The sequence below is a fragment of the Nitrosococcus halophilus Nc 4 genome (assembly GCF_000024725.1).
Taxonomy (GTDB): Bacteria; Pseudomonadota; Gammaproteobacteria; order Nitrosococcales; family Nitrosococcaceae; genus Nitrosococcus; species Nitrosococcus halophilus.
The window spans coordinates 3511586-3535433 of record NC_013960.1; the positions used below are offsets into that span (position 1 = coordinate 3511586).

21 protein-coding genes are annotated in these 23848 nt (G+C 53.2%); 12 read left to right on the forward strand and 9 right to left on the reverse strand.

The window, feature by feature from the left end; all coding sequences use genetic code 11:
- Positions 1–5 precede the first annotated feature (5 nt).
- The 5 genes from NHAL_RS16550 (at position 6) to kdsB (ending at position 4754) form a co-directional block, all read left to right on the forward strand.
- Positions 6–635, forward strand: a complete 630-nt coding sequence (locus tag NHAL_RS16550) for a M48 family metallopeptidase (protein WP_238985524.1) — start codon at positions 6–8, stop codon at positions 633–635.
- A 338-nt stretch (positions 636–973) separates the two neighbouring features.
- Positions 974–2110 carry a hypothetical protein gene (locus NHAL_RS16555; protein WP_013034288.1) on the forward strand — a complete coding sequence of 379 codons (1137 nt, stop codon included), beginning with the start codon at positions 974–976 and terminating at the stop codon, positions 2108–2110.
- Between the two features lie 3 nt (positions 2111–2113).
- Complete coding sequence (locus NHAL_RS16560; RefSeq protein WP_013034289.1) at positions 2114–2827, forward strand: SDR family oxidoreductase; 714 nt, start codon at positions 2114–2116, stop codon at positions 2825–2827.
- Between the two features lie 335 nt (positions 2828–3162).
- A complete protein-coding gene (locus NHAL_RS16565) occupies positions 3163–3978 on the forward strand; it encodes an LOG family protein (protein WP_013034291.1) in 816 nt (271 codons plus the stop codon).
- A gap of 2 nt (positions 3979–3980) precedes the next feature.
- Positions 3981–4754, forward strand: coding sequence for a 3-deoxy-manno-octulosonate cytidylyltransferase (gene kdsB, locus NHAL_RS16570; protein ID WP_013034292.1), 774 nt, complete (start codon positions 3981–3983; stop codon positions 4752–4754).
- 27 nt (positions 4755–4781) lie between these two features.
- On the opposite strand, the gene NHAL_RS16575 is transcribed toward kdsB, so the two are convergent.
- On the reverse strand, positions 4782–4976 hold the full coding sequence (locus tag NHAL_RS16575) for a hypothetical protein (protein ID WP_238985383.1): 195 nt from the start codon (positions 4974–4976) through the stop codon (positions 4782–4784).
- 107 nt (positions 4977–5083) lie between these two features.
- On the opposite strand from NHAL_RS16575, the gene NHAL_RS16580 reads away from it, so the two are divergent.
- The gene (locus NHAL_RS16580; RefSeq protein WP_013034294.1) at positions 5084–5620 is read left to right on the forward strand and encodes a low molecular weight protein-tyrosine-phosphatase; all 537 of its coding nucleotides are present in this window, start codon (positions 5084–5086) and stop codon (positions 5618–5620) included.
- On the opposite strand, the gene NHAL_RS16585 is transcribed toward NHAL_RS16580, so the two are convergent.
- The 5 genes from NHAL_RS16585 to ald form a co-directional block, all read right to left on the reverse strand.
- Positions 5617–7974 carry an Rne/Rng family ribonuclease gene (locus NHAL_RS16585; protein ID WP_013034295.1) on the reverse strand — a complete coding sequence of 786 codons (2358 nt, stop codon included), beginning with the start codon at positions 7972–7974 and terminating at the stop codon, positions 5617–5619. The two genes, NHAL_RS16580 and NHAL_RS16585, sit on opposite strands and share 4 nt — an antisense overlap.
- Positions 7975–8932: 958 nt before the next feature.
- Positions 8933–10267: a replication-associated recombination protein A gene (locus tag NHAL_RS16590; RefSeq protein ID WP_041355134.1), complete on the reverse strand. Its 1335-nt coding sequence runs from the start codon at positions 10265–10267 to the stop codon at positions 8933–8935.
- Between the two features lie 4 nt (positions 10268–10271).
- On the reverse strand, positions 10272–10859 hold the full coding sequence (gene lolA, locus NHAL_RS16595; protein ID WP_013034297.1) for an outer membrane lipoprotein periplasmic chaperone LolA: 588 nt from the start codon (positions 10857–10859) through the stop codon (positions 10272–10274).
- Between the two features lie 78 nt (positions 10860–10937).
- Entirely contained in the window at positions 10938–13634 is a 2697-nt protein-coding gene (locus NHAL_RS20700; protein WP_013034298.1) for a DNA translocase FtsK, read from the reverse strand.
- Positions 13635–13799: 165 nt separating this feature from the next.
- The gene (gene ald / locus NHAL_RS16605; RefSeq protein WP_013034299.1) at positions 13800–14873 is read right to left on the reverse strand and encodes an alanine dehydrogenase; all 1074 of its coding nucleotides are present in this window, start codon (positions 14871–14873) and stop codon (positions 13800–13802) included.
- A 247-nt stretch (positions 14874–15120) separates the two neighbouring features.
- Between ald and trxB the strand changes: the two genes are divergently transcribed.
- Positions 15121–16086 (forward strand): thioredoxin-disulfide reductase, encoded by a 966-nt coding sequence (gene trxB / locus NHAL_RS16610; RefSeq protein WP_013034300.1) that lies wholly within the window; start codon positions 15121–15123, stop codon positions 16084–16086.
- Positions 16087–16132: 46 nt separating this feature from the next.
- Positions 16133–16966, forward strand: coding sequence for a Dam family site-specific DNA-(adenine-N6)-methyltransferase (locus NHAL_RS16615; RefSeq protein ID WP_013034301.1), 834 nt, complete (start codon positions 16133–16135; stop codon positions 16964–16966).
- An 8-nt stretch (positions 16967–16974) separates the two neighbouring features.
- Here the strand turns inward: NHAL_RS16615 and NHAL_RS16620 are convergent, their stop codons facing one another.
- Positions 16975–17244, reverse strand: coding sequence for a hypothetical protein (locus tag NHAL_RS16620; RefSeq protein WP_013034302.1), 270 nt, complete (start codon positions 17242–17244; stop codon positions 16975–16977).
- A 25-nt stretch (positions 17245–17269) separates the two neighbouring features.
- Complete coding sequence (locus NHAL_RS16625) at positions 17270–18523, reverse strand: M48 family metallopeptidase (RefSeq protein WP_013034303.1); 1254 nt, start codon at positions 18521–18523, stop codon at positions 17270–17272.
- Between the two features lie 90 nt (positions 18524–18613).
- Here NHAL_RS16625 and orn point away from each other — a divergent pair, with 90 nt between their 5' ends.
- A complete protein-coding gene (gene orn / locus NHAL_RS16630; protein ID WP_013034304.1) occupies positions 18614–19165 on the forward strand; it encodes an oligoribonuclease in 552 nt (183 codons plus the stop codon).
- Between the two features lie 3 nt (positions 19166–19168).
- On the opposite strand, the gene queG is transcribed toward orn, so the two are convergent.
- Positions 19169–20290: a tRNA epoxyqueuosine(34) reductase QueG gene (queG, locus tag NHAL_RS16635; RefSeq protein WP_013034305.1), complete on the reverse strand. Its 1122-nt coding sequence runs from the start codon at positions 20288–20290 to the stop codon at positions 19169–19171.
- Positions 20291–20430: 140 nt separating this feature from the next.
- Here queG and NHAL_RS16640 point away from each other — a divergent pair, with 140 nt between their 5' ends.
- The 3 genes from NHAL_RS16640 (at position 20431) to NHAL_RS16650 (ending at position 23817) form a co-directional block, all read left to right on the forward strand.
- On the forward strand, positions 20431–21921 hold the full coding sequence (locus NHAL_RS16640; protein WP_013034306.1) for a bifunctional ADP-dependent NAD(P)H-hydrate dehydratase/NAD(P)H-hydrate epimerase: 1491 nt from the start codon (positions 20431–20433) through the stop codon (positions 21919–21921).
- Positions 21921–22394 (forward strand): tRNA (adenosine(37)-N6)-threonylcarbamoyltransferase complex ATPase subunit type 1 TsaE, encoded by a 474-nt coding sequence (gene tsaE, locus NHAL_RS16645; protein ID WP_013034307.1) that lies wholly within the window; start codon positions 21921–21923, stop codon positions 22392–22394. The genes NHAL_RS16640 and tsaE overlap by 1 nt, the downstream gene beginning before the upstream one ends.
- A gap of 82 nt (positions 22395–22476) precedes the next feature.
- Positions 22477–23817, forward strand: a complete 1341-nt coding sequence (locus tag NHAL_RS16650) for an N-acetylmuramoyl-L-alanine amidase (RefSeq protein ID WP_013034308.1) — start codon at positions 22477–22479, stop codon at positions 23815–23817.
- Positions 23818–23848 lie beyond the last annotated feature (31 nt).

The window sequence follows — 23848 nt, forward strand, 5'->3', positions numbered from 1 at the left end:
CGACGGTGGACATCATCATCGAGCGTGACGGCAGCGTCCTTGTCCGGGCACCGGAGTGGGTCAATGACCAACAGGTGGAGAAAGTCGTCCAGTCCAGACAATACTGGATCTACCAAAGCCTTGCGGAGTGGCGTGACTTGAATGCAACTCGGGTCCTTCGCGAGTACAAGAACGGGGAAGGTTTCCTATATCTTGGTCGTGCCTATCGCTTGCGCTTAGCGAATAATCAAGACGCGCCGCTACAGTTCCAGCAGGGCCGCTTCATGCTTCGGCGAGACCTGGTGGAGAGCGGCGACGTGGCCACTGCAAAGGCGGCTTTCAGAGACTACTATATTGCCCGCGGGCTGGATCGGATCGGTCAGCGGGTAGCCTATTTTGCTCCCAAAGTGGGCGTCGAGCCGACTGATATTGATGTCCGTGAGCTCGGCCATCGCTGGGCTTCCTGCTCCCCCACCGGCAAGCTCGCCTTTCACTGGAAGTGCATGATGGCGCCCCAAACCATCATCGACTATATCGTGGTCCACCACCACCGCGACCACACCGATGCCTTCTGGAACGAAGTGGACAAGGTAATGCCGGAGTACCGCGAGCGGAAAGAGTGGCTCCGCAAAAATGGTGCAGGGTTGGATATCTAGGCCATGGGATCTACAACTGTACCCCCTCCTGTCTATTCCCAGATTGTATAGATTCAGTCTAAACAACCACTTGAAGCCTTAATCGATTGCATTACTTGATTAAACTTTCATAAAATCAATTACTTATGAGGTGTTGGAGGAAGGTGGGTCTGATAAAGAAAATTTATTGCTAGCAAGTTTAGGGTACACAGCTTCATGTCTACGATCAGAGAGGATTGACATGAGTTATCTGCGCTAGGATGCTACTTTAATCAGAAGAGAAACACACTGGGAAAGTGAAAGGTTTTGTCATGTCCTGCAAACTAGCCCTACCAGGTAGGAGAGAGAGGTCCTAGACGGTGCTTCACGTATGGTTGGCACGATTCCTGGCGCCATTGATGATCTTGGGACTGCCCCTATTAGGCGCCTGGCTGGATGGCCAATCCTTGGCACCTTACCTGGAATTTCCTCCCACTCCTAAAGCCTGGGACTCCAAGTCCTTTTCCTGGGCCCTATTTATGGTCACCACCCTGGTGGTGGTCGGGGCGGTCGTTCCCCTCGTCATCCGGGTGTTCAGCGCTGAACCTCCTTCCCCAGAGGGGACGGCTTATCCCGCCGATTTTCCCCGCTGGGGGTGGTGGGGCGTGGGAATCGTGGCCATTACCTGGGTTCTAGCTTGGAACCGTTTTTCCTGGTTCGCGCCCCTACAACCCTATACCTTCACCCTGCTCTGGGTGGGTTATATCTGGGTGGTCAATGGACTCACCTTCCAGCGCACTGGACATTGTCTGGTGGTGGACCGCCCTAAACAGCTATTGCTTCTATTTCCCTTAAGCGCCCTCTTTTGGTGGTTCTTTGAATACCTCAATCTGTTCGCTCAAAACTGGTACTACCTGGGAGAAAGCAGCGCACCGACTGCTGGGATAAGGGATTTTCTAACCGCTTCCTTACCGTTTTCGACGGTTCTGCCGGCGGTCCTCAGTACCCGGGATTTGCTGGCGTCTTTTCCTCGCCTCAGCGCCGGACTCGGGAATTACCATCCAGTGCCGGTTCCCTTTCCCCGCTTACTCCCCTGGATAATCTTGCTGGTGGGCGGAGGAGGATTATTGGGCATTGGCCTTTGGCCGACGTATCTGTTCCCGGCGGTCTGGGTGGCACCGATACTGTTAATCGTCGCCCTTCAGTCCCTGACCGGTGGCCACACCTTCTTTTCCCCCTTGACGCAGGGGGATTGGCGCCCCCTCTGGTTACCTGCCCTAGCCGGGCTGATCTGCGGGTTCTTTTGGGAGATGTGGAATGAATACAGCTTCTCCCGCTGGGTGTACACTATCCCCCAGGTGCATGGATTCTCTTTGTTTGAGATGCCCTTATTAGGCTATGCGGGTTATCTGCCTTTCGGGTTGACCTGCGTGGCTACCCTGGATTTCTTTTTGCCGACAAGATTTGATCTCCATCAATTTACTTACCGTCAGATCCTAAAAGCGACCCCCAGGTGAAAAATGTGGTTTAAAAAAAACCAGGATGATTTTACCGATCAAGGTGTATTGATCACCGGCGGCTCAAGAGGGATCGGCTTGGTCACCGCCCAAGCCTTTCTGGAAAAGGGTGCCCGGGTGGCCATCTGTTCTCTCAGTCCCGAGCGGCTCTCTAAGGCCGAACAACAACTGCGCCAGCAGGGAGAAATAATGGCGATACCCGCCGATGTGCGAGATTTCCATCAACTTCAGCAATTCGTCAACCAGGCCCAGGCGCAATTTGGTCGGATCGATATCCTGGTTAACAACGCGGGTGTTGCCTGGAGCGGCGATTTTGTCGAAGAGACCATTGAAAGTATCGATAAGACCGTCGAGGTGAACCTTAAGGGGGTATTGTATGCCACCCATGCTGTATTGCCTCTCATGGTTAGGCAAAAACGCGGTACCATTATCAATGTGTCCTCGGGGGCGGGACTATCCGGCTTTGCGGGGTTGGTCAGCTACTGCGCTTCCAAATTCGGGGTAGTGGGATTTACCGAGAGCCTGGCCCAGGAAGTCGGTCCCCAAGGGATTCGGGTTTTCGGGATCTGCCCAGGGAGAGTAGCCACTGATATGCAGGAGGCCGTATCAGGACAAAAAATCGGCCTACCCCCTGAAAAAGTTGGCCAAAAGATCGTCCAATTGGCGGGCCGCCATCCGCCGATTTCCACGGGAAAGTGTCTGGTAATTTCTTCGTAAGGGATTACCACTCTAAACAACCACAAGGGTACCCCCCTAAGGAGTACCCTTGTGCGCCGAAAAGTAGGCGGAAGATATGAGATACCGGAGGTAAACAAAACACTTAAGGCTTCACCAGCCCCACTAAGTGGCTTAAGACGAACCCAAGCCAATTAGATTGAGGGCTAACACCACGTAGAAAACGATCAATACAAAATTGAGCAATGAACTATTGGTTTTACGCTCTTTGCTCTGTTCCATTCTCTGCTCCTCATCAGCTATGTTTCAGGATGGGGTCAGAATAAAGAATGAAGCTGAAAACAAGCTGAAAAATATCAAGGATAGGTCAATTTATCATGCCCCAAAGACACCGCCATTTGCCAGAAAGCTATCGGAATGAGGAATTTCTCTCTAGCCGCGAGGCACGATCACTGCGGATACTCTCCGAGTACTTGGAGCCTCAGCGTCGCTTTGCGCGCTACAAGGTGGACGATACGGTGGTGTTTATGGGCTCAGCCCGTACCGTCTCCCGCGCCCAGGCTGAAAAGGAGCTCAAGGCAGCCGAGGAAGGTCAAGGGGATATCGACAAAGCCAGGCGGCAGCTTGAAATGTCGAAATATTATGAGGCCGCTAGGGAACTAGCGCGCCGCCTAACAGAATGGTCCAAGGGATTAAGTGATGAAGAGCGGCGCTTCGTGGTTTGCACCGGCGGCGGTCCAGGGATTATGGAAGCAGCCAATCGGGGGGCCTCCGAAGCAAAGGGGATCAACGTAGGGTTGACCATCTCCATCCCTATCGAGGAATTTGATAATCCCTATATCACCCGCGAACTCTCGTTCCACTTCCATTATTTTTTCATGCGCAAGTTTTGGTTTGCTTATCTGGCAAAAGCCGTTATTGTCTTTCCGGGCGGCTTCGGGACTCTTGACGAATTGTTTGAACTCCTCACTCTGGTGCAAACGGGCAAAATCCGGAAACACCTTCCCATTGTCCTCTTTGGAAAAGAGTACTGGAACGAGACTATCAACTTCGAGGCCCTAGTCCATTACGGGAATATTGATCCCCAGGATCTCAATCTGCTCTATCAGACCGACTCCGTCGATGAAGCCTATACCTTTCTCGTGGATCACCTCGCCCGATACGCCATCGAGGAACGGGGAGCGATTCTTTAAAAATGCCCTATAAAGTCATTATCCCCGCCCGCTATGGCTCTAGCCGCCTGCCTGGTAAACCCCTGCTCGATCTGGCCGGTAAACCCATGCTGCTCCATGTCGTAGAAAAAGCCCAAGAAAGTGGCGCGGAGGAAATTTTGGTGGCTACCGACGATAGGCGCATAGAGGCCATCGTCAAAGGCTGGGGTATCCAGGTCTGTATGACTTCAACCGAGCATAGCTCTGGGACTGAGCGATTAGCCGAGGTGGTGGCTCAACAGGATTACTCGAACCAGACCCTTATTGTCAATGTCCAGGGTGATGAACCCCTTTTACCCCCCTCCCTAATCGCCCAGGCGGCAAAAGATCTAGAACTTCACCCCGAGGCAGATGTGGCCACCTTAAGCGTGAATATCGCCAACCGCGAGGAGTTATTTAATCCCAACATTGTCAAGGTGGTTCGGGATGCGCAAGGCTATGCTCTTTATTTCAGCCGAGCGCCCATTCCCTGGGCTAGAGAAGATTTTGCCGCTGAGAACAGAATCTGGCCGACTTCCTGGCCCTATTATCGCCATCTCGGCCTTTACACCTATCGGGCAGGCTTCTTGCGATCCTATCCTCAACTCCCTCCCTGCCCTCTGGAACAAGCCGAGCGCCTAGAGCAATTGCGGGTCTTATACCATGGGGGCCGAATCCATGTGGCTGTTGCCGATGTGATTCCCCCTCCAGGGGTGGATACCCAGGCTGATCTGGAACAAGCTAGGCAATTGCTAGCCCAGAAAGACCATCCCGCCTAAAGATAGAAGACCACCAAACGATTACATTTAAGGGGACAAAAATTGCAAAACCCCCAGGGCTAGAAACCCAGGAGTCAACTGTCCAGAAGGATCTCGAACCCTAACTTCTAAGATCTGGGGCACACGGCGGCGCGCCTTGCCGAACTGATCAGGCTGGATTACCCTATGGCAGACGGCCTCCTGAAGCACCAGTACTGGACCCTCCTCTAAAACCTCAATCACTTGGCAAGGAATTCCTTGATGCTGGACCTGGTGTCCAATAAGACGTCGCAGAGATGGGATGGCGATAGAGTCGGGGAACATATTAGCGTTTACAGTGGCATGAGATCATGATTCTAAAAAAATGGCTCCAAAACAAACAAACTCCCTTTAACCCCACTGAGGGCAAGGTTGGGATCCTGTTTATTTGTATGGCTAACTTCTGCCGCTCTCCCATGGCCAAAGGCCTTTTCCAGCGGTTAGTAACACATCATCACCTTGACCATGCCATTTTCGTTGATGCTGCTGGCACCCATGGCCATTTTGCTGGCGAGCGTCCGGATCCGCGGGCCCGAGCATGCTGTCGACAGCGGGGTATTTGTATCGACCACTACCGCGCCCGGCAGATCCAATACACGGACTTTATTCACTTTGATTACCTTGTCGCCATGGACCGCTCAAACTTGGCGTTGTTACAAAAACTAGCCCCGGCCAGTCAGCTCGGAAAGATCCGGCTACTTCTTGAGTTAGCGCCCCATTTGGGAAAACAAGACGTCCCCGATCCCTATTATGGCCCTCCTGCTGAGTTTGAAGAGGTCTTAGACCTTATTGAGGAGGCCGCTCATGGCCTCCTCAAAGAAATCCGCCAGCGACACTTAAGCCCCTAACCGGAAGACTCTTTCCTCACTGCGGGAGGCAACATTTGTGTCTGTTCTTCCACCACGGAGATGGGTGCAGGCAATTTTGGCGCCTCTTCGGCAACGACCGCCCGCTCATTCGCCGCCACCACCTTTGCCGGCCCAGGAGATATCGATTCCCGGGAACCTCCCCCTTGCCCCTCCTCCGAGGAGGCTTTTTTCTCCTTGGAAACGGCTGTCTCTGGAGGCGATTTGGAGGAAGCCTCTTTTAACTCTGAAGAAAGCGCAGGGTTTTTTTCAGCATTTCCCGTTTCTTTAGGTTGCTTCCCTGCTGCCCCATCACCTCTACTCCCGCTGCTGCTGTGACGGTGCCTATTGGCTGCACTGGAGCGAGAACGGCGACCCCCCCGGCGCCCCCGGGTGGAGCTCCTTGAGGAGGTGCTTTCCCCAGATTTCTGCCTCTCCTGGGTTTCCTTGACTTCGGGTGCCGGTTGAACACTCCCCACCTCTGGAGAAACTTCCTTGCTCTGGGTATTTTCCCTGCGATTTTGCCTCCGACCCGAACTGCGTCGCCCCCTACCATGGGATCTCCCACGGCGAGAAGCCACACGCTCCTGTCTACTCGGCTCTCCAGGAGTTGCTGCAGTCTCCTGATTCGATACCTCCGGTGCTTCTGGCTCTTGCTCGCCCCCTATCAGCACCTTCCAGAAATGCCTTAAAAAGTGAGGTTGAGCAGCCGGTGCCGCTGGTTTCGGTCCAGGCGGGGGAAGCGAGGGAGAAACCCCTTTAACCAAGGGCTGATCCGGAGCAACGCTAGGTGCGGCAAACACCAGATTCTTAGACTCCGGTTCATTCGCCATCTGGTAGCTTTGCATTTCAAGCCGTTTATCCGTCCGCCCCTCTTCTTTCCCCTTGTCCTTAACTCGCTCAATTTTGAAAGCAGGGGTTTCCAGATGGGGATTAGGCACTAAAAATAAATGCACCTCATATCGCTTTTCAATGGTGGCAAGGTTGGTTCGCTTCTCGTTGAGCAAAAAGGAAGCCACTGAAATAGGAAGTTGAACCACCATGCGAGCGGTCTTTTCTTTAGCTGCCCCTTCCTCGACAAGGCGCAAAACCGATAGACCCAGGGATTCTACCCCTCTCACATGACCCCGGCCACTACAACGGGGGCAGACCACCTGATGGGCTTCCCCTAGAGACGGTCGCAACCGTTGCCGCGACATCTCTAGAAGCCCAAATCTGGAAATACGACCCACTTGTACCCGCGCCCGATCTTCACGCAAGCACTCCCGCAGCCGATTCTCAACCGCCCGCTGGTTACGTAAGGGGGCCATATCGATAAAGTCGATAACAATCAATCCCCCCAAATCACGTAATTTTAACTGGCGTGCTATCTCCTCCGCCGATTCTAAGTTGGTTGAAAGCGCCGTCTCCTCAATATCCTCCCCCTTATTCGCCCGCGCTGAGTTGATATCGATGGTGGTCAGGGCCTCGGTGTAATCGATGACGATTGCACCACCGGAAGGTAGCGCAACCTCATGCTGGAATGCAGTTTCGATTTGGCTCTCAATTTGAAAGCGGGTGAACAGGGAAACCTTATCTTGGTAGAGCTTAAGCTTCTGCAACTCATGGGGCATCACTTGCCGCATGAAATCATAAGCCCGCTGATAGACATCCGGGGTATCGATCAGGATTTCGCCAACATCTAAGCGCAAGTAATCCCGTAATGCGCGAATAATGACATCGCTTTCCTGATAAATGAGGAAAGGCGCTGGCCGCTCTTGAGCGGCGACCTGGATAGCCTGCCAAAGATGGAGCAAATAATTAAGGTCCCACTGCAATTCTTCCGTGCTCTTACCTAGAGCCGCAGTCCGAGCAATAAGCCCCATGCCCTCAGGCACCTCAAGAGCACGCATTGCTTCTAAAAGCGCGCTTCGCTCTTCCCCTTCGATCCGACGAGAAACTCCCCCAGCCCTAGGGTTGTTGGGCATCAATACAAGATACCGCCCCGCCAGACTCACAAACGTAGAAAGCGCGGCCCCTTTATTACCCCGCTCCTCCTTTTCCACCTGGACGAGTAACTCTTGCCCTTCCTTGAGCACTTCTTGGACTTTAAGTCGCTCCCCAGGTTCTCCTTGATGGGGCTGAAAATAGCCGCGCGCCACCTCCTTGAGAGGTAAAAACCCCTGGCGATCAGCACCATAATCTACGAATACGGCCTCTAAACTCGGTTCAATCCGAGTAATTTTGCCCTTATAAACATTGGCTTTTTTCTGTTCCCGAGCCGGATTTTCAATATCTAAATCTTGCAAGTGCTGGCCATCGACCATCGCCACTCGCAACTCTTCCGCATGAGTTGCATTAATAAGCATTCTTTTCATGAATCTCGTTCCTTAATTTCCACGCATATTCACACCCGCGGCTAAACTCCCTGCCTATTCAAGAACCTGAGCACTTCAGACTCAATAAGCAGCAATCATCCGCAGATGCCTGCGAGAGAAACGAGAGTGGCGCTTAAGACGCCAGTTTTCGTATGAGGTCTATGACTTTAAGCCTGGAAAACCTCGAGAATAGGGTAGAGAAAAGTCGGGCGGCCCTGCCTGCCGATAAAAGGTACCGGCACCACTTGCCCGCCTAGCTAACCTCCTCCAATTGAGGTGAAAATGACAGCCAATACTCAGCACGCTTAACCAAACTGCCATTACTCATCCCTTCTGCGGAAAAGCTCCGCATAAACACCTACTCGCATAACTTGCCTGCCAAAAGCTCATCCTGCGGTACATACCAATAACTTGAGTGAAGTGCATGCACTTTTTGCAGGTACAGCAATATTCTTCACCCTTCCACCTATCAGCTTATTGCCTAAGCCTATGGTCAGCAGGATCGCCTAAACTTTTTTCAGTTCCAGCGCGGTTTATCATCATAATAACCTCAAGGCTACTCGTTACTTCTCGCAAAACCTTGTTCTCTCGCCGCAGCCTTGACACCATCCTATGATCACCAGGAACTGGTACGGCGCGGCCTGTAAAAATCCCTCACTATGTTCTATCGGACATATAGCTTATATGTCTTACATGAAGACAAGGGCCTAGCCATGTTAAGCCCAAAAGTTTGATCTTATTTCAATCAATAGTGCCGCCCTATGGAAACCCATTGCTTAATTACAGGCGGGCAGTCACCCCCCCATGTTATACATGATTAGACAATTTTTTTTAAAAACAGTGCCTTCAAACGGGTACCTCCACTACTCACACCACGGTCTTTGGGGTGATGAAGCAACTCTTTGCAATATATCAGGCTGCCCCTTTAGCATCAAATACAAGAGAAAGAACCATAAACTCAGCGAGGTTTGCGCCCTATTCGGTCCAACTCCCTCAAGCGCGCAAGCTTTTCGGCGATCTTGATCTCCAACCCCTGAGAAACTGGCTCATAGTAGCAAGGCTGCCCCATCTCCTCGGGAAAATAATGCTCGCCCGCTGCATAGGCTTCAGGTTCATCATGGGGATAACGATACCGGTTGCCATAACCAAGCTCTTTCAAAAGCTTAGTGGGCGCATTCCGCAAATGCAAAGGCACGCCGAGGGAGCCATAAGCCTTAGCGTCCCGGGTAGCGGCGTTCAGGGCCTTATAGGTGGCATTGCTCTTGGGAGCACAGGAAAGAAATATCACCGCCTGGGCAAGGGCCAATTCACCCTCGGGGCTACCGAGGCGTTCATAGGCCTCCCAAGCATCAAGGGCAAGGCGTAAAGCTCTGGGATCAGCATTGCCGATATCCTCGCTCGCGATTCGCACCAAGCGCCGAGCTAGGTAGGAAGGATCACAACCCCCATCCAGCATACGGCAAAGCCAATATAAAGCGGCATCCGGCGCGGAACCCCGTACGGCTTTATGGAGCGCCGAAATTTGCTCATAAAAGGCCTCACCCCCCTTATCAAAGCGCCGAACTCCCCCTCTTAACACTTGGTTCAGCAGTTCCTCCGGGATCGTCTTTTTCTCTGCCAGATCGCTAGCAATTTCAAGCAAGTTGAGAGCCCGGCGGGCATCCCCATCCGCCGCCTCGGCAAGCCGCTGGCATAGGGTTTCAGCCATTGTCAGCGAACGCCTCCCCAGCCCCTGCTCTGGATCCGCCAGGGCACGATTGATCAGGGTGCAGATATCTCCCACCCGAAGGCATTTAAGGACATAAACCCGGCACCGGGATAAAAGCGCATTATTCAATTCAAAGGAGGGATTTTCTGTGGTCGCACCAATGAAAATAAAGGTGCCATTTTCCACATAGGGTAGAAAAGCATCCTGTTGGCTTTTATTGAAACGGTGCACTTCATCCACAAAAAGGACGGTCCCATACCCTTCCTCGGACCGGACTCGCTGGGCCTTATCCACCGCAGCTCGCACTTCTTTCACCCCGGCCAGCACCGCAGAAAGACTGATAAATTGGGCCTGGCAGTAGTGGGCGATAAGGCGAGCCAAGGTGGTTTTGCCAGTACCCGGAGGCCCCCACAGCACCATGGAGTGGGGACGGCCTGTTTCAATCGCCTGGCGCAGAGGCGCCCCCTTGTCCAGGAGATGACTTTGGCCAACAAAGTCATCCAATTTCTGGGGCCGCATCCGATCGGCTAAAGGGCAGCCGGCAACGTCCACAGAAAATGGGCTCTTTTCACCATGCAGAGACATCACCCTAGGGGGAGTCTCCTCCCATGACATCCACCCCTTCTGGCGGCGTAAATACAAACAGTGAGGAGTCAAGGGATAGGTTGACCTCAACCTCAGAAAAGGAAAGACGGGTGATTTGGCCAAAACTATCGTGCAGTTCCATCTGACGTAAAGTATTATTATCAAATCCCAGCAATAACCGTTCGAAGGCGGCCTCTTTATTACGGGGTAGCAATTCCACCCAAGCCAAATGATTATGGGAGGCCAGGTTATTGATTTGGAAAGTCTCTTCCGGTAAGCGCTCACCAGAAAGCAGCAAAGCCGGGGTATCTCCTAGGGCCAATTTCTGGTTTTTGACCGTCACTTGTTCTAAGTCGGGATCATAGAACCAGATACGCTCACCATCTGCCACGATTGCTTGAGTGAATGGCTCATGATAATCCCAACGGAATTTACCAGGGCGCTGAAGGAAAAAGATTCCCCTGCTCTCCTCTAGGGGCTCGTTATACTCGTCTAGTAAAATCTGATGAAACTCAGCGCGTAAGCTATGGACCCTTTCCAAGAATGTTTCCAAACGCGCCCCCGGTTCCTCAGCCTTGAGGGCAAAGGCCATGCTGCCTAAGACAATCCCCCAGAGCACCCTTCGGAGCCATTGTCGCCTTCGACAGGAGTTTTTAATAAACACTCGTTCTCAACTCTCCGGTGGAGGGGGAGCCAAGACTTCTCGGCTCCCATTAGACTGCATGGGGCCTACGACACCGCTTTGCTCCATGGCCTCGACCAGCCGCGCCGCGCGGTTATAACCAATTCGCAATCGCCGCTGAACCCCCGATACAGAGGCCCGCTGAGTCTCAGTAACCACCCGCACCGCCTGGTCATAAAGGGGATCATTCTCCGCCTCAGCACCACCGGCGGCTAGATTAGCGCCGTCTCCAAATTCATCCATCCCCTGGGTAATTTCTTCCAAATATTGGGGAGCGCCCTGCTGCTTAAGAAACTCTACCACATTATGGACTTCGTGATCGTCCACGAACGCGCCATGTATCCGTTCAGGCATAGCCGTTCCAGGGGGGAGGTAGAGCATATCCCCCTGCCCCAGAAGTTGCTCGGCGCCCATTTGGTCCAAGATGGTCCTGGAATCCACCCGTGATGAAACCTGAAAGGCCATCCGGGCCGGAATATTGGCCTTAATAAGTCCCGTGATTACATCCACTGAAGGCCGTTGAGTAGCAAGGATTAAATGAATACCAGAAGCTCGGGCTTTTTGTGCCAAGCGGGCAATGAGTTCCTCCACTTTCTTACCCACCACCATCATCATGTCCGCAAGCTCATCTATCACGACCACGATTAAGGGTAAGGGTTCCAGCAGTAATGGCTCTTCCTCTGGAAGTGGTGAATGGAGGGGATCTTTCAGCGGTTGGCCTGCCTTAATGGCATCCCGCACTTTACGGTTAAACCCGGCCAAATTGCGAACCCCCAATGCAGCCATCAGCCGGTAGCGTCGCTCCATCTCCGCCACACACCAGCGCAAGGCGTGCCCTGCCTCATTCATATCGATGACGACGGGAGCCAGCAGGTGAGGGATACCCTCATAAACCGACAACTCCAGCATTTTAGGGTCAATGAGGATCAGGCGTACCATCTGGGGAGTGGTCTTATACAACAGGCTCAAAATCATGGCGTTAATGGCGACCGACTTACCTGACCCGGTGGCTCCCGCTACTAGCAAGTGGGGCATCTTGGCAAGATCGGCGACCACTGGATCACCGCTGATATCCTTGCCCAAGGCCAAGGTCAGAAAGGCTCGGCTCTCAAGGTAGACGGCACTATGCACCACTTCTGAAAGATGCACAATTTCCCGGGTTTCATTAGGAATCTCCAGGCCCACCACCGGCTTACCGGGAATGACTTCGACCACCCGAACGCTCAGCACGGACAAAGCCCGTGCCAAATCCTTCGCCAATCCAGAGATTCGGCTGACTTTAACCCCAGGGGCCGGTTGCAACTCAAAACGGGTAATGACAGGCCCCGGATTGACCGCCACTACTTGCACCTCAACCCCAAAGTCTTTGAGCTTTTCCTCCACTTGGCGGGACAAGTTTTCCAGGATTTCCCCTGAATAGCTTCCCTGGGAGGAAGAAGGTTTATCCAAAAGAGAGAGGGGCGGAAGCCTCCCTTCTTCTGAAGGTTGAAATAAAGGCGGCTGACATTTCTGTGGTTGCTGTAGATTCGTCCCCCTTCGTGGCCCTACCTCCATGGGTGGAGCCACTACCCTCGGTAGGGATGTCTCCTGAGGCGGAATGGTCTCCTGAGGTGGAATAGCCTCCTGAGGTGGAATAGCCTCCTGAGGTGGAATAGCCTCCTGAGGTGGAATAGCCTCCTGAGGTGGAATAGCCTCCTGAGGTGGAATAGCCTCCTGAGGTGGAATAGCCTCCTGAGGTGGAATAGCCTCCTGAGGTGGAATAGCCTCCTGAGGTGGAATAGCCTCCTGAGGTGGAATAGCCTCCTGAGGTGGAATAGTCTCCTGAGGCGGAATAGTCTCCTGAGGCGGAATGGTCTCCTGAGGTGGACTAGCCTCCTGAGGTAGAATTGGCTCTCCAGGTAGGGTGGGTTCCAGTTCGCCAATAACCGGTTCAATACGCACTTTACCTCGTTGCTTCTCAGATTTGGGCTTGCCCCCCTTTAAGCCACCGGGCATCACCTTCATTTTGGGTATCGGAAGAGAGGGGTTGGCAAACCGCCCACGAAGTGGCTGGCCCCAACCTCCTATACTCCGAGATAGGTCTAGGGTATAACGACCAATAAAATCCATCAGCCATAACCAAGAAAGCCCCGTAAGTAAGGTCACACCGGTAAGAAACAAAGCTAATAGCAACAGAGTCGTCCCCAGGGGACCAAACATACCCAATAGGCCACGCCCGACCATCTCACCTAGAATGCCTCCCTCGGCTACCGGTAGAGTTCCCGGAGGCACAGGAAAATGTAGCGCAGCAAGGCCGCAAGCTGCTCCTAAGGCCACGGTAAACCCAACCACCTTAAGCAGCCAGAATTGAATCGAACCCCCGTCCTGATTTTTCCTGCCACGGACTAACAAAAAATAGCCACTGTAAGCCGCCACGAGGGGCAACAGATAGGCCGGATGGCCCAACAAATAGAGCAGAAGATCAGCAAGCCAGGCTCCAACCCTCCCTCCTTTGTTATGCACGACCTCAGTAGTGCCTGTATGGGACCACCCGGGATCGGTAGCAGTATAAGTCAATAAAGACAACAATAAATAGGTTGCCAACGCCAAGCACACGATGAAGGCGGCTTCTTTAAGGCGATGACGGATATGAAGACTAATCGGGGTACGCTTGGAACGTTTAGTGACGGTCGAAGCTTGGGCCATAATTTTTTTAATGTTGTTGCGCTACTAAAACTTAAGCTGGGATCTTAACAAAATGTCTCATCATATAACGGCTATATTCTCACAAGGACAATAGCACTCCATAAACTTGAGGATGGGATTGTTTACTCTGATCCCCTATGCGTTCCAATGGGATACCCTCTGAAACTAAGTGCTGGCCGTCAGAGACTCCTGCACTGCTGGATGAACCACTTCTCCCGTCTTAATATTAATTCCCGCCGCCAGTGGAGGATAATTTTCCCAGCTTTCTTGAGCAAGGGTCAAAACATAGGGCAAGAGCGCTGAAGACAAGGCTTGAGAAGCACTGCGGGGGACAGCGCCAGGCATATTCGTCACTGCAAAATGGACCACTTCCTCCCAAATATAAGTGGGTTCAGCATAGGTGGTGGGGCGTGTTGTCTCGATACAGCCACCTTGATCAACAGAGATATCCACCACCACACTACCTGGCTGCATGCTGCGGACCATCTCCGCGCTGACTAGCCGCGGCGTTCGAGCTCCGGCTTGCAATACGGCTCCGATAAGCAGATCCGCGCTCGCAATAGCTTCCTTTAGCATCTCTTGGTAGGGATAAAGAGCTGTCACATTCTCGCCCAGCTCATACATTTGCGCCAAGCGATCACGGCGACGCTCGAACACAATGACTTCGCTGCCCAAAGCGGCAGCCACTCTAGCGGCATTGCTCCCTGCCGTCCCCGCCCCCAAGATAACCACTCGTCCTCGAGGCGCCCCCGGCAATCCGCCAAGCAGCAAACCTTTTCCCCCTTGGGGACTGTGTAACAAAGTTGCTCCAATTTGAATGCTCAGACGACCGGCAATATCACTCATGGGGATGAGCAACGGTAATTCGCCCTCGACCGCCACGGTTTCAAAACCCACCGCCGTGAGGCCAATCTTCATTAAGCGCTGGGTTAATTTCGGTTCCGCCGCCAAATGCAAAAAGGAAAATAATAAATGGTCCGAGCGTAACAGCTCCAGCTCCGGACCAACAGGCTCTTTAACCTTAACGATGAGCTCTGCAGTCCCATAAAGAGAGGGGGCATCAGGGACAATAGTGACCCCGACGGCTTGGTAGGCCGTATCGGGATAACCACTCAGCTCTCCCGCGGTACACTCGATAAAAACTTCATGTCCCTGTTGCACCAGCTCCGCGGTCGCCTCAGGCACTAAAGCGACCCGTCCTTCCAAGGTTTTGATCTCTCGGGGGATACCTATGCGCATGCTATCTCCTTTACGTATTTAATGACTACGCGTAACATTTGGAGTTTGCCACAAGCAATCTCTGTACTCGATGAGTTTAAAATCGATAACAGAATTCTGCCGCTTTCTCACGCTGCGATAGTGCCCGGTTGAAGTTTCATAGCTGAAATATACCGGAACACTCCCCATGAGAAGACGGTTTTAAAGCTTGAATGTCGAAACAAACGAGCCCAATTAAAAACATAGGCCCCTGTTGGAGTCATGTTCTATGTCTGAAACTAAACATAAACATTGCCGCCTCCTTATCCTCGGTTCAGGCCCTGCAGGCTACACAGCGGCCGTCTACGCTGCTCGTGCTGCTCTTGATCCGGTCTTGGTGACCGGTGTGGAACAAGGCGGCCAGCTCATGACCACCACTGATGTCGACAATTGGCCCGGCGATGACCAGGGGGTCCAAGGACCGGAGCTGATGGAACGAATGCGCAAGCATGCGGAACGCTTCGGGACTGAAATTGTCTTCGACCAGATCACGGAAGTCGATCTCTCCCAGCTGCCCTTTTTGCTAAAAGGCGATTCAGGCCACTACACCGCAGACGCCCTCATCATCGCCACTGGCGCCTCGGCAAAATACCTGGGTTTACCTTCGGAAGAAGCCTACATGGGGCGAGGCGTTTCTGCCTGTGCCACCTGCGACGGCTTTTTTTACCGCGGCAAGCCCGTCGCCGTCATTGGCGGCGGCAACACGGCAGTTGAGGAAGCGCTCTATCTTTCCAATATGGCTGACCATGTAACTGTAGTCCATCGCCGAGATAGATTCCGGGCTGAAAAAATCCTTGCTAACCGGTTGCTGAAAAAAGCTACCGAGAGCAATGTCGCCATTGAATGGAATCACGTCCTTGAAGAAGTACTCGGGGATGATGCCGGAGTCACGGGAATTCGTATCAAGGAAGTCAATACCGGTCAAACCAAGGAGCTCCCGCTGCATGGAGTATTTATCGCCATCGGCCATAAACCCAATACCGATATATTCACAGGGCAATTGGAGATGGAACATGGCTATATCCTGGTGCGGGGCGGTGCCAAGGGCTTTGCCACCCAAACCAGTATCCGGGGTGTTTTTGCTGCCGGTGATGTTATCGACTCCGTCTACCGGCAAGCAGTCACCTCCGCTGGCACCGGCTGCATGGCGGCCCTAGATGCGGAAAAATACCTGGATGGCCTAGAAGAAAAATAAACCTCTACCCATACTTGGCTTTTTCTATCTGTCCGTAACGCCGCCCATGTCCTCAGATAACACTTCGGGTGGGGGGTACCAACGCCCCTTCCTGAAGTGGGCGGGGAACAAATATCGCCTTTTAACCCAGATCATTCAGGTACTTCCCCAAGGAAAGCGTCTCATTGAACCCTTTGCAGGATCGGCGGCGCTTTTTCTCAACACGGAATATGAACGCTATCTGGTGAATGATATTAATCCTGACCTCATTGCGCTTTACCAAATCCTACAACAAGAAGGCAAAGATTTTATCCACTATGCGGGCAGCTTTTTCACCCCCCGCCACAATACGCCTGAGGCTTACTATAGGTTACGAACCCGCTTCAATACTACCGATGATTCTGCTGAAAAAGCCGCGCTTTTCGTCTACCTAAACCGTCACGGCTACAACGGTCTCTGCCGCTACAGCGCTTCCGGTGTGTTTAATGTCCCCTTCGGTCGTTACAAACGGCCTTATTTTCCGCGTAAGGAGATGGTGGCCTTCCACCTCAAAGCACGGCGGGCTAAATTTACTTGCCTAGATTTCCGAAAAGTCTTTGCGCGGGCTAGACATGGCACCGTCGTCTATGCCGACCCGCCTTATGTTCCCTTAAGCGGCACCGCCCGCTTCACTCACTATAGCGGTCATTCCTTTGGCCCCGAGGAGCAAGAGGCATTGTCTCAAAACGCGGAACGGCTCGCCAAACGGGGAATTCCCGTTTTGATTTCCAACCATGACACCCCGTCTACCCGCCAGGCTTACCGCAATGCCAAACTAATAGGCTTTTCGGTAACTCGCTTTATCAGTTGCAAGGGCGATCAACGGGCCCCGGTGAACGAAGTCCTTGCCCTCTTCACCTAGCCCTTTTCTCATCGGAAATGATAATAGGATTGATTAAGGTAGGCGATGACCTCCTCCAGGGCTTGCTGGGACCAATTCACCCCCGCCGCCACACTACAACGCTGGACCCGCTTTCTCAGGGCAGCCAGAGACTGAATGTGACGATCCTCACGGGTATATATCAAAGAAGGCTGCCCTTTCATCAAAGAAGCATGGCAGGTGATGCATGCCTTATCGTGAAGAATTTTGCCCCGTTCAGTATCCGCTGCCCAAAGGGAATTAGTCCCTAGACAAAGCATCCAGAGACTCCAAGCGCAAATTACCCTAATTCGCGCCATGGGCCTGAAGATGCGCCAGCCGCACCGGTGCGGGGGGATGGGAATCATAAACCGCCGAGTGAATAGGATCGGGGGTTAAGGTACTTGCATTTTCTTTATAGAGCTTTACTAGCGCCTGGACCAAAGCCTGGCTGTCGGCCATGTTAGCGGCAAACTCATCCGCTTCAAACTCATAACGGCGAGAAATATAGGCTAATAAGGGGTGTAGGAAAAAGGTCAACACAGGCGTCACCAACATAAACAGGGCCAAAGCCATATAGTTGGAGGGTTGGCTCCCCCCTAAACCTTGATAAAACGCGGGCTGGGCGCTCAACCAGCCTAACAGGGCCAGCCCCCCTAAGCCAAGCATAGCCATGACAATGAGATTTTTGAAAATATGGCGACGCTTAAAATGACCGAGTTCATGGGCCAACACGGCCTCGATTTGATCAGGATCGAGGGATTCCAGCAGGGTATCAAAGAAGACAATACGCTTATTGCTTCCAAGCCCGGTGAAATAGGCATTGCCATGTCCAGAGCGGCGCGAACCGTCCATCACAAAAATGCCTTGGCTTTTAAAGCCGCAGCGGGATAGCAAATCTTCGACCCGATGCCTAAGATTCTCATCCGCAAGGGGAGTAAAAGTATTAAAAAGCGGCGCAATAAAAGCAGGATAAGCCCACATCATGAACACGGCAAGGCTTAACCATGCCAACCATAGAGACAACCACCAATAGCTCCCTGCGTGCCCCATGAGCCACAGAGCGCCGGCCGCAATAGGAATACCCAGCATGAATATCAGTACTCCTTGCTTGAAGAGATCTTGTAAGAATAAACGCCCGGTGGTCCGATTAAAGCCAAAACGCTGCTCTAGAACAAAAATCCGATAAATCCTCAACGGCAGCTCAATCACCGCCCCGATAAGTATAAAGCTAAGGAGCACGGCAACGCCGGTGCCAAGCTCACCCCAACCCCAATCTCGCCAGAAACCATCGAGCCAGGCCAAGCCCCCCCCCAAAGTCCAGAGTAACAACACCAGGACGCCGAAGACCTCGCTCACAATGCCTAGCCGAAGCTTAGCCACCGTATAGTCAGCTGCTTTCTGGTGCGCAGCCAGGGAAATATGATCCTCAAAAGGCGAAGGAACCTGACCTCGGTGTAAACGCACGTGACGAAGCTGACGGCGTGCCAACCATAGCTCTAAGCCCAGCATCAAACCAACAAAAACTAAAAATAAGAAACTGTAAGTATTCATATTCATAGCGATTATCTTAAATTAAAACCTGTGAGGGAGATTAGCTTCTGGTAGAATGCGGTGCAAGTAATTACACAACAATTGGCAACTCATCATATGGCTCAGGCCCCCCCCAACTTAATCTGGTTAGATCTAGAAATGAGCGGTCTTGATACGACTCAGGATGTCATTCTCGAGATCGCTACCGTAGTCACGGATAGTGACCTCAATATTATCGAGGAAGGCCCGGTGTTCGCCATCCATCAAAACGACGCCATCCTCGACAATATGGACGAATGGAATACTCGACAGCATACTAAATCCGGTTTAGTTGAACGAGTACGCCACAGCCTTATAGACGAGGCAACAGCGGAACAACGGACCCTGGAATTTCTCGGTCAACACACCCATGCGAATAGCTCTCCTCTGTGCGGCAACAGCATTTGTCAGGACCGACGTTTTCTCGCCCGTTACATGCCTCAGCTAGAGGCCTACCTTCACTACCGTAACCTGGATGTCAGTTCCATTAAGGAACTGGCTAAACGTTGGGCACCAGAAGTTGCCAAAGGTTTCAAGAAGGAAAGCGCTCATCTCGCCTTAGCCGATATCCGGGAATCCATCGAGGAATTGGCTTACTATCGAGCCCATTTCTTTCGCTTGCCCGGTTAAGACTTAATTTTCTTCCGTCGGGGCTGCGGCACGGCTCTTGCGGGCCTGCTCCCCGAGGGCCCAGGCCACGTGCTCCCGCACCAGGGCCGAGGAGTGATCGGCGCGGGACTGGAGGGCGCGGATGATATGAGGATGGGGTGCGGCATTGCCCAGTGCCACGGCAATATTGCGCAACCAACCCAGATAACCGATTCGGCGAATCGCCGAGCCTTCGGTACGGGATAGAAACTCTTCCTCGCTCCAGGCAAACAAATCCAGCAATTGCGGGGCGGCCAACCCATGACGAGGACTAAAATCCTTCTCTCTTGTCACCTGGGCATAGCGATTCCAGGGACAAACGAGCTGGCAGTCGTCACAGCCGTAGATCCGGTTGCCAATCAAAGGCCGCAAGGGCTCTGGAATAGAACCGCGCAGCTCAATGGTCAGATAGGAAATACAACGCCGCGCATCTAATTGGTAGGGGGCCACAATCGCCTGGGTTGGACAGATATCAATACAAGCCTGACAAGTCCCACAATGGCTAGTAGTGGCGGAATCCGGTGGCAAGGGTAAGTCGGTGTAGATTTCCCCGAGAAAGAACCACGACCCAGCATCACGGGCCAGTAGATTGGTATGCTTACCCACCCAGCCTAGCCCTGCTTTTTCCGCCAAAGCCTTTTCCATCACCGGCGCACTGTCACTAAAGACCCGGTAACCAAAAGGCCCGATAGCCGCCTCCATTTGCTTTGCCAACCGCTGGAGTCGTTTCCGCAAGACCTTATGATAGTCTCGCCCCAGGGCATAGCGGGAAATATAACCGAGGGAATCATCTTCCAGGATGCGCCAAGGATCATCATCCGCCTCGGGCCAATAATCCATCCGCGCCGAGATTATCCGAACGGTTCCCGGCACCAACTCCCCGGGCCGAGTACGCTTGAGACCATGCCGGGCCATATAGGCCATTTCTCCGTGGCGCCCGGCCTGGAGCCAATCCAGCAAATGTTTTTCCGCCTCCCCTAGCGCAATATCCGCAATCCCTATGTGCTGAAAACCCAATTTACGGCCCCACTGTTTGATATCAGCGGCCAGGGCATTGAGGTCCAGTGTTCCGCTCTCCCTTCCATGCATGGTGTCTATGATACTCATTTCTGCTAAAAATGGGCTGGATTCACGGGGCAACTCGGTGTAGAACAGCCCTTTAGCCTTTAAAATTCCAGTCAGCCAGCAGCTGCAAAAACGCTATCGCCTATTATTTCAGGATTACAGCTTACATAGAGGTACCCAAAATGGCCATTCTCCCCCTTGCCTTATACACCGCTGCCCAAGTACGCGAATTGGACCGATGTACTATTGAAGAATTCGGGATCTCGGGTGCCACGCTAATGGAACGAGCCGGTACGGCTACCTTGGAACAACTACGTAAGCACTGGCCTCAGGCTCAACGCCTAGTGGTTATCTGTGGCATTGGCAACAACGGCGGCGATGGCTACGTCCTTGCCCGCCTGGCCCGCAAAGCGGAAATGTATGTGGCAGTCTATCAAGTCGGCGATGCGGACAAACTCAGCGCCGATGCCCGCGCTGCCCGACAAGCTCTGCTTGATAGCGGAATAAAGATCCTCCCCTTCCGGCCCCAGGCCCTCCACTCTGCAGATGTGGTGGCGGATGCCATTTTCGGTACCGGGCTCAGCCGCGAAGTCGCTGGCCCCTGGGCTGACGCTATCCATGCCATTAATGCCTCCGGACATCCGGTACTTTCCCTCGATATTCCTTCTGGCCTCCATGCTGATACAGGGAGCATCTTGGGGGCTGCGGTCAAAGCCCAAGTGACCGCCACCTTCGTGGGCCTCAAACAAGGCCTGTTTACCCATCTCGGTCCCGATTACTGTGGTGAGATTGCTTTTGACTCCCTTCGGATCCCCCCTGAGGTCTATAAGCGAGTCACCCCTTCTGCCTATCGCATTATCCTTGAGGAAAGAATTGCTAAATTACCCCCCCGTGCCCGGGCGGGGCACAAAGGCGACTATGGCCATGTTCTGATCATCGGAGGGGAACAAGGGATGCCAGGGGCCGCGCGCATGGCGGGAGAAGCCGCTTATCGAGTGGGTGCAGGGCTGGTCAGTCTTGCTACCCGAGGGCAGCACGCTTCCCTACTCAACATGGCCCGCCCAGAGTTGATGTGCTATGGAGTGGAAAGCCCTGAGGATCTCAAACCCCTGCTGGAACGGGCCACAGTCGTGGTGGTGGGTCCCGGCCTGGGCCAAGGGGCTTGGGGTCAAATGATGCTCAATGAAGCCTTGAACACTGTCCATCCCCTGGTTGTCGATGCCGATGCCCTCAACCTATTGGCTAAACAACCCCGCCAACATAACCATTGGATCATCACCCCCCATCCAGGGGAAGCATCCCGGTTGCTGGCTCGCAACATTGAGGAAATACAGGCGAACCGCTTTGTTGCCGTCCGTGACCTCCATCAACGCTACGGGGGGGTTGCTGTCCTCAAGGGCAATGGGACCCTGATATGCCCCGGCGATTTACCACTGGGACTGTGCACGGCAGGCAACCCCGGGATGGCCAGTGGAGGCATGGGCGATGTCCTCTCCGGGACCATCGCCGGCCTTCTAGCCCAAGGCCTTACCCTCAGCGAAGCGGCGCATCTTGGGGTTACGATCCATGCCATGGCCGGCGATCGGGCTGCCCGCGAAGGAGGCGAACGGGGACTGCTGGCAGGAGATTTGATGTTCTATCTGCGGCGTCTAGCCAACCTCCAAATCAGCTAATGGTTGAGATTACTTTAACTGGCCAGGAGGCCACGCTAGCGCTGGGTGCCCGCTTGGCCCGTACCTGTGAGAAGGAAGGGGCGGTTATTTTCCTCATTGGAACCTTGGGCGTAGGGAAAACCACATTAGCCCGGGGATTCCTGCAAGCCCTTGGACACCGAGGGGCGGTCAAAAGCCCCACTTATACCCTAGTGGAGCCCTATACCTTGGGCCAACGGCAACTGTATCACTTTGATCTCTATCGCTTAAGCGATCCACAAGAGCTGGAATTCATGGGCATTCAAGATTATTTCAGCCCGGACGCTATTTGCCTCGTGGAATGGCCGGAACGGGGAACAAGCTTACTGCCGCTTCCCGATCTCCAGGTGACCCTGGAATACCAGGGAACCCATAGCCGGTTAGCCCGTTTAGAGGCTAGAACGGAGCGGGGAAAGCAGTTGCTCCACCACCTTAAAACTGGAATTAGTTTCTAGAAAGCTTGACAAGAACAAATCCTATCTATAAAAAAACAAAGAAAAATAAACTTAATTCCATCCTAGCCAGGTGGGAATAAAGATGGGTCCTACAATAGTCGATATTCCAGTTACCGTGAGAAGAATAACGTGTCTATTATTACTCTGCCTAGCGCCTGTCTTAGCCTTTGCTAGTACCCAGGTGCATGGTGTCCGGGTATGGCCTGCCGCGGAAAAAACGCGGCTCGTCTTCGATTTAAGCGCCCCTGCCCAACACCGGGTCTTTACCCTGACAAATCCCCACCGGATTGTGATTGACCTGGCCAATACCCGCTTGGCCCACTCCCTACCTAAGCGTAGCTTTGGCGGCGATCTTCTCCGCGGACTCCGTAGCGCCGATAAGAGCACTGGAATCCTGCGAGTAGTGCTTGATCTAGCCCATGCCGCACACCCCAAAAGCTTTTTACTTAAACCCTATAAAAATTACGGTCATCGCCTAGTCATTGATCTCACCCGAACCGAAATCAAAAAACCCCAACCAAAATCGGTAAAGCCAGTAAAACTAGTAAAAAAGGTAACCCCTGTCACCACGGAGAAGCTCCGAGACATTGTGATTGCAATTGACGCCGGTCATGGGGGCGAAGACCCAGGCGCCATCGGCCCCCAGGGTACCCAAGAAAAGGATGTGGTACTGGCCATCGCTCGGGAATTGGCTCGGTTGGTGGAGCGAGAACCTGGCATGCGTCCAGTGATGATTCGCAACGGCGATTACTATGTCGGTTTGAGAGAGCGGATCAATGAGGCCCGCCAACACAAAGCCGATCTTTTCATTTCTATCCACGCCGATGCCTTTACTCATCCTAAAGCCCGGGGCGCTTCCGTCTATGTCCTCTCAGGAAAAGGGGCGAGCAGTGAAGCGGCGCGCTACCTAGCCAAAAAAGAAAATGAATCGGATCTCATCGGTGGCGTGAGCTTGAATGACAAAGGCGACCTCTTAGCCCAAGTGCTGCTTGATTTGTCTCAAACCTCCAGCCGCGAAGCAAGCCTTGAAACCGCCGAGGCGATCCTCGCCGGCCTCGGGAAAGTCGGTCAAGTCCATAACCGCAATGTGCAACACGCGGGTTTTGCCGTACTCAAATCTCCCGATGTCCCTTCGGTGTTGGTAGAAACCGCCTTTATTTCCAACCCCCAGGAAGAGCGTAAGTTACGCAGCCGACACCACCAGCGGAGATTAGCTAAAGCCATGATGGATGGTATCCGCCGCTATTTCTACCGCAACCCCCTGCCAGGTACTCTGCTTGCCCAACGTCGCCATATCATCAGTCGTGGCGATACCCTCTCTGAGGTTGCCCAGCACTATGACGTCAATCTCAATCAATTGCGCCTAGTCAATGGCCTTGAAGGGGACCGCATCAAGGTAGGGGATATCCTGCTGATTCCTTAACTCGAAGCTCGAAACCTCATTCAAGCTCCGG

What these genes read in the sequence shown, in the direction of transcription:
- NHAL_RS16565 (WP_013034291.1), top strand. Translation starts at nt 3,163, where the DNA reads ATGCCCCAAAGACACCGCCATTTGCCAGAAAGCTATCGGAATGAGGAA.
- NHAL_RS16590 (WP_041355134.1), bottom strand. Translation starts at nt 10,267, where the DNA reads ATGTCTCTGCATGGTGAAAAGAGCCCATTTTCTGTGGACGTTGCCGGC.
- NHAL_RS16620 (WP_013034302.1), bottom strand. Translation starts at nt 17,244, where the DNA reads ATGCTTTGTCTAGGGACTAATTCCCTTTGGGCAGCGGATACTGAACGG.
- orn (WP_013034304.1), top strand. Translation starts at nt 18,614, where the DNA reads ATGGCTCAGGCCCCCCCCAACTTAATCTGGTTAGATCTAGAAATGAGC.
- NHAL_RS16640 (WP_013034306.1), top strand. Translation starts at nt 20,431, where the DNA reads ATGGCCATTCTCCCCCTTGCCTTATACACCGCTGCCCAAGTACGCGAA.
- NHAL_RS16625 (WP_013034303.1), bottom strand. Translation starts at nt 18,523, where the DNA reads ATGAATATGAATACTTACAGTTTCTTATTTTTAGTTTTTGTTGGTTTG.
- NHAL_RS16585 (WP_013034295.1), bottom strand. Translation starts at nt 7,974, where the DNA reads ATGAAAAGAATGCTTATTAATGCAACTCATGCGGAAGAGTTGCGAGTG.
- ald (WP_013034299.1), bottom strand. Translation starts at nt 14,873, where the DNA reads ATGCGCATAGGTATCCCCCGAGAGATCAAAACCTTGGAAGGACGGGTC.
- NHAL_RS16580 (WP_013034294.1), top strand. Translation starts at nt 5,084, where the DNA reads ATGATTCTAAAAAAATGGCTCCAAAACAAACAAACTCCCTTTAACCCC.
- kdsB (WP_013034292.1), top strand. Translation starts at nt 3,981, where the DNA reads ATGCCCTATAAAGTCATTATCCCCGCCCGCTATGGCTCTAGCCGCCTG.
- NHAL_RS20700 (WP_013034298.1), bottom strand. Translation starts at nt 13,634, where the DNA reads ATGGCCCAAGCTTCGACCGTCACTAAACGTTCCAAGCGTACCCCGATT.
- tsaE (WP_013034307.1), top strand. Translation starts at nt 21,921, where the DNA reads ATGGTTGAGATTACTTTAACTGGCCAGGAGGCCACGCTAGCGCTGGGT.
- NHAL_RS16650 (WP_013034308.1), top strand. Translation starts at nt 22,477, where the DNA reads ATGGGTCCTACAATAGTCGATATTCCAGTTACCGTGAGAAGAATAACG.
- trxB (WP_013034300.1), top strand. Translation starts at nt 15,121, where the DNA reads ATGTCTGAAACTAAACATAAACATTGCCGCCTCCTTATCCTCGGTTCA.
- lolA (WP_013034297.1), bottom strand. Translation starts at nt 10,859, where the DNA reads ATGGCCTTTGCCCTCAAGGCTGAGGAACCGGGGGCGCGTTTGGAAACA.
- NHAL_RS16615 (WP_013034301.1), top strand. Translation starts at nt 16,133, where the DNA reads ATGTCCTCAGATAACACTTCGGGTGGGGGGTACCAACGCCCCTTCCTG.
- queG (WP_013034305.1), bottom strand. Translation starts at nt 20,290, where the DNA reads ATGAGTATCATAGACACCATGCATGGAAGGGAGAGCGGAACACTGGAC.
- NHAL_RS16560 (WP_013034289.1), top strand. Translation starts at nt 2,114, where the DNA reads ATGTGGTTTAAAAAAAACCAGGATGATTTTACCGATCAAGGTGTATTG.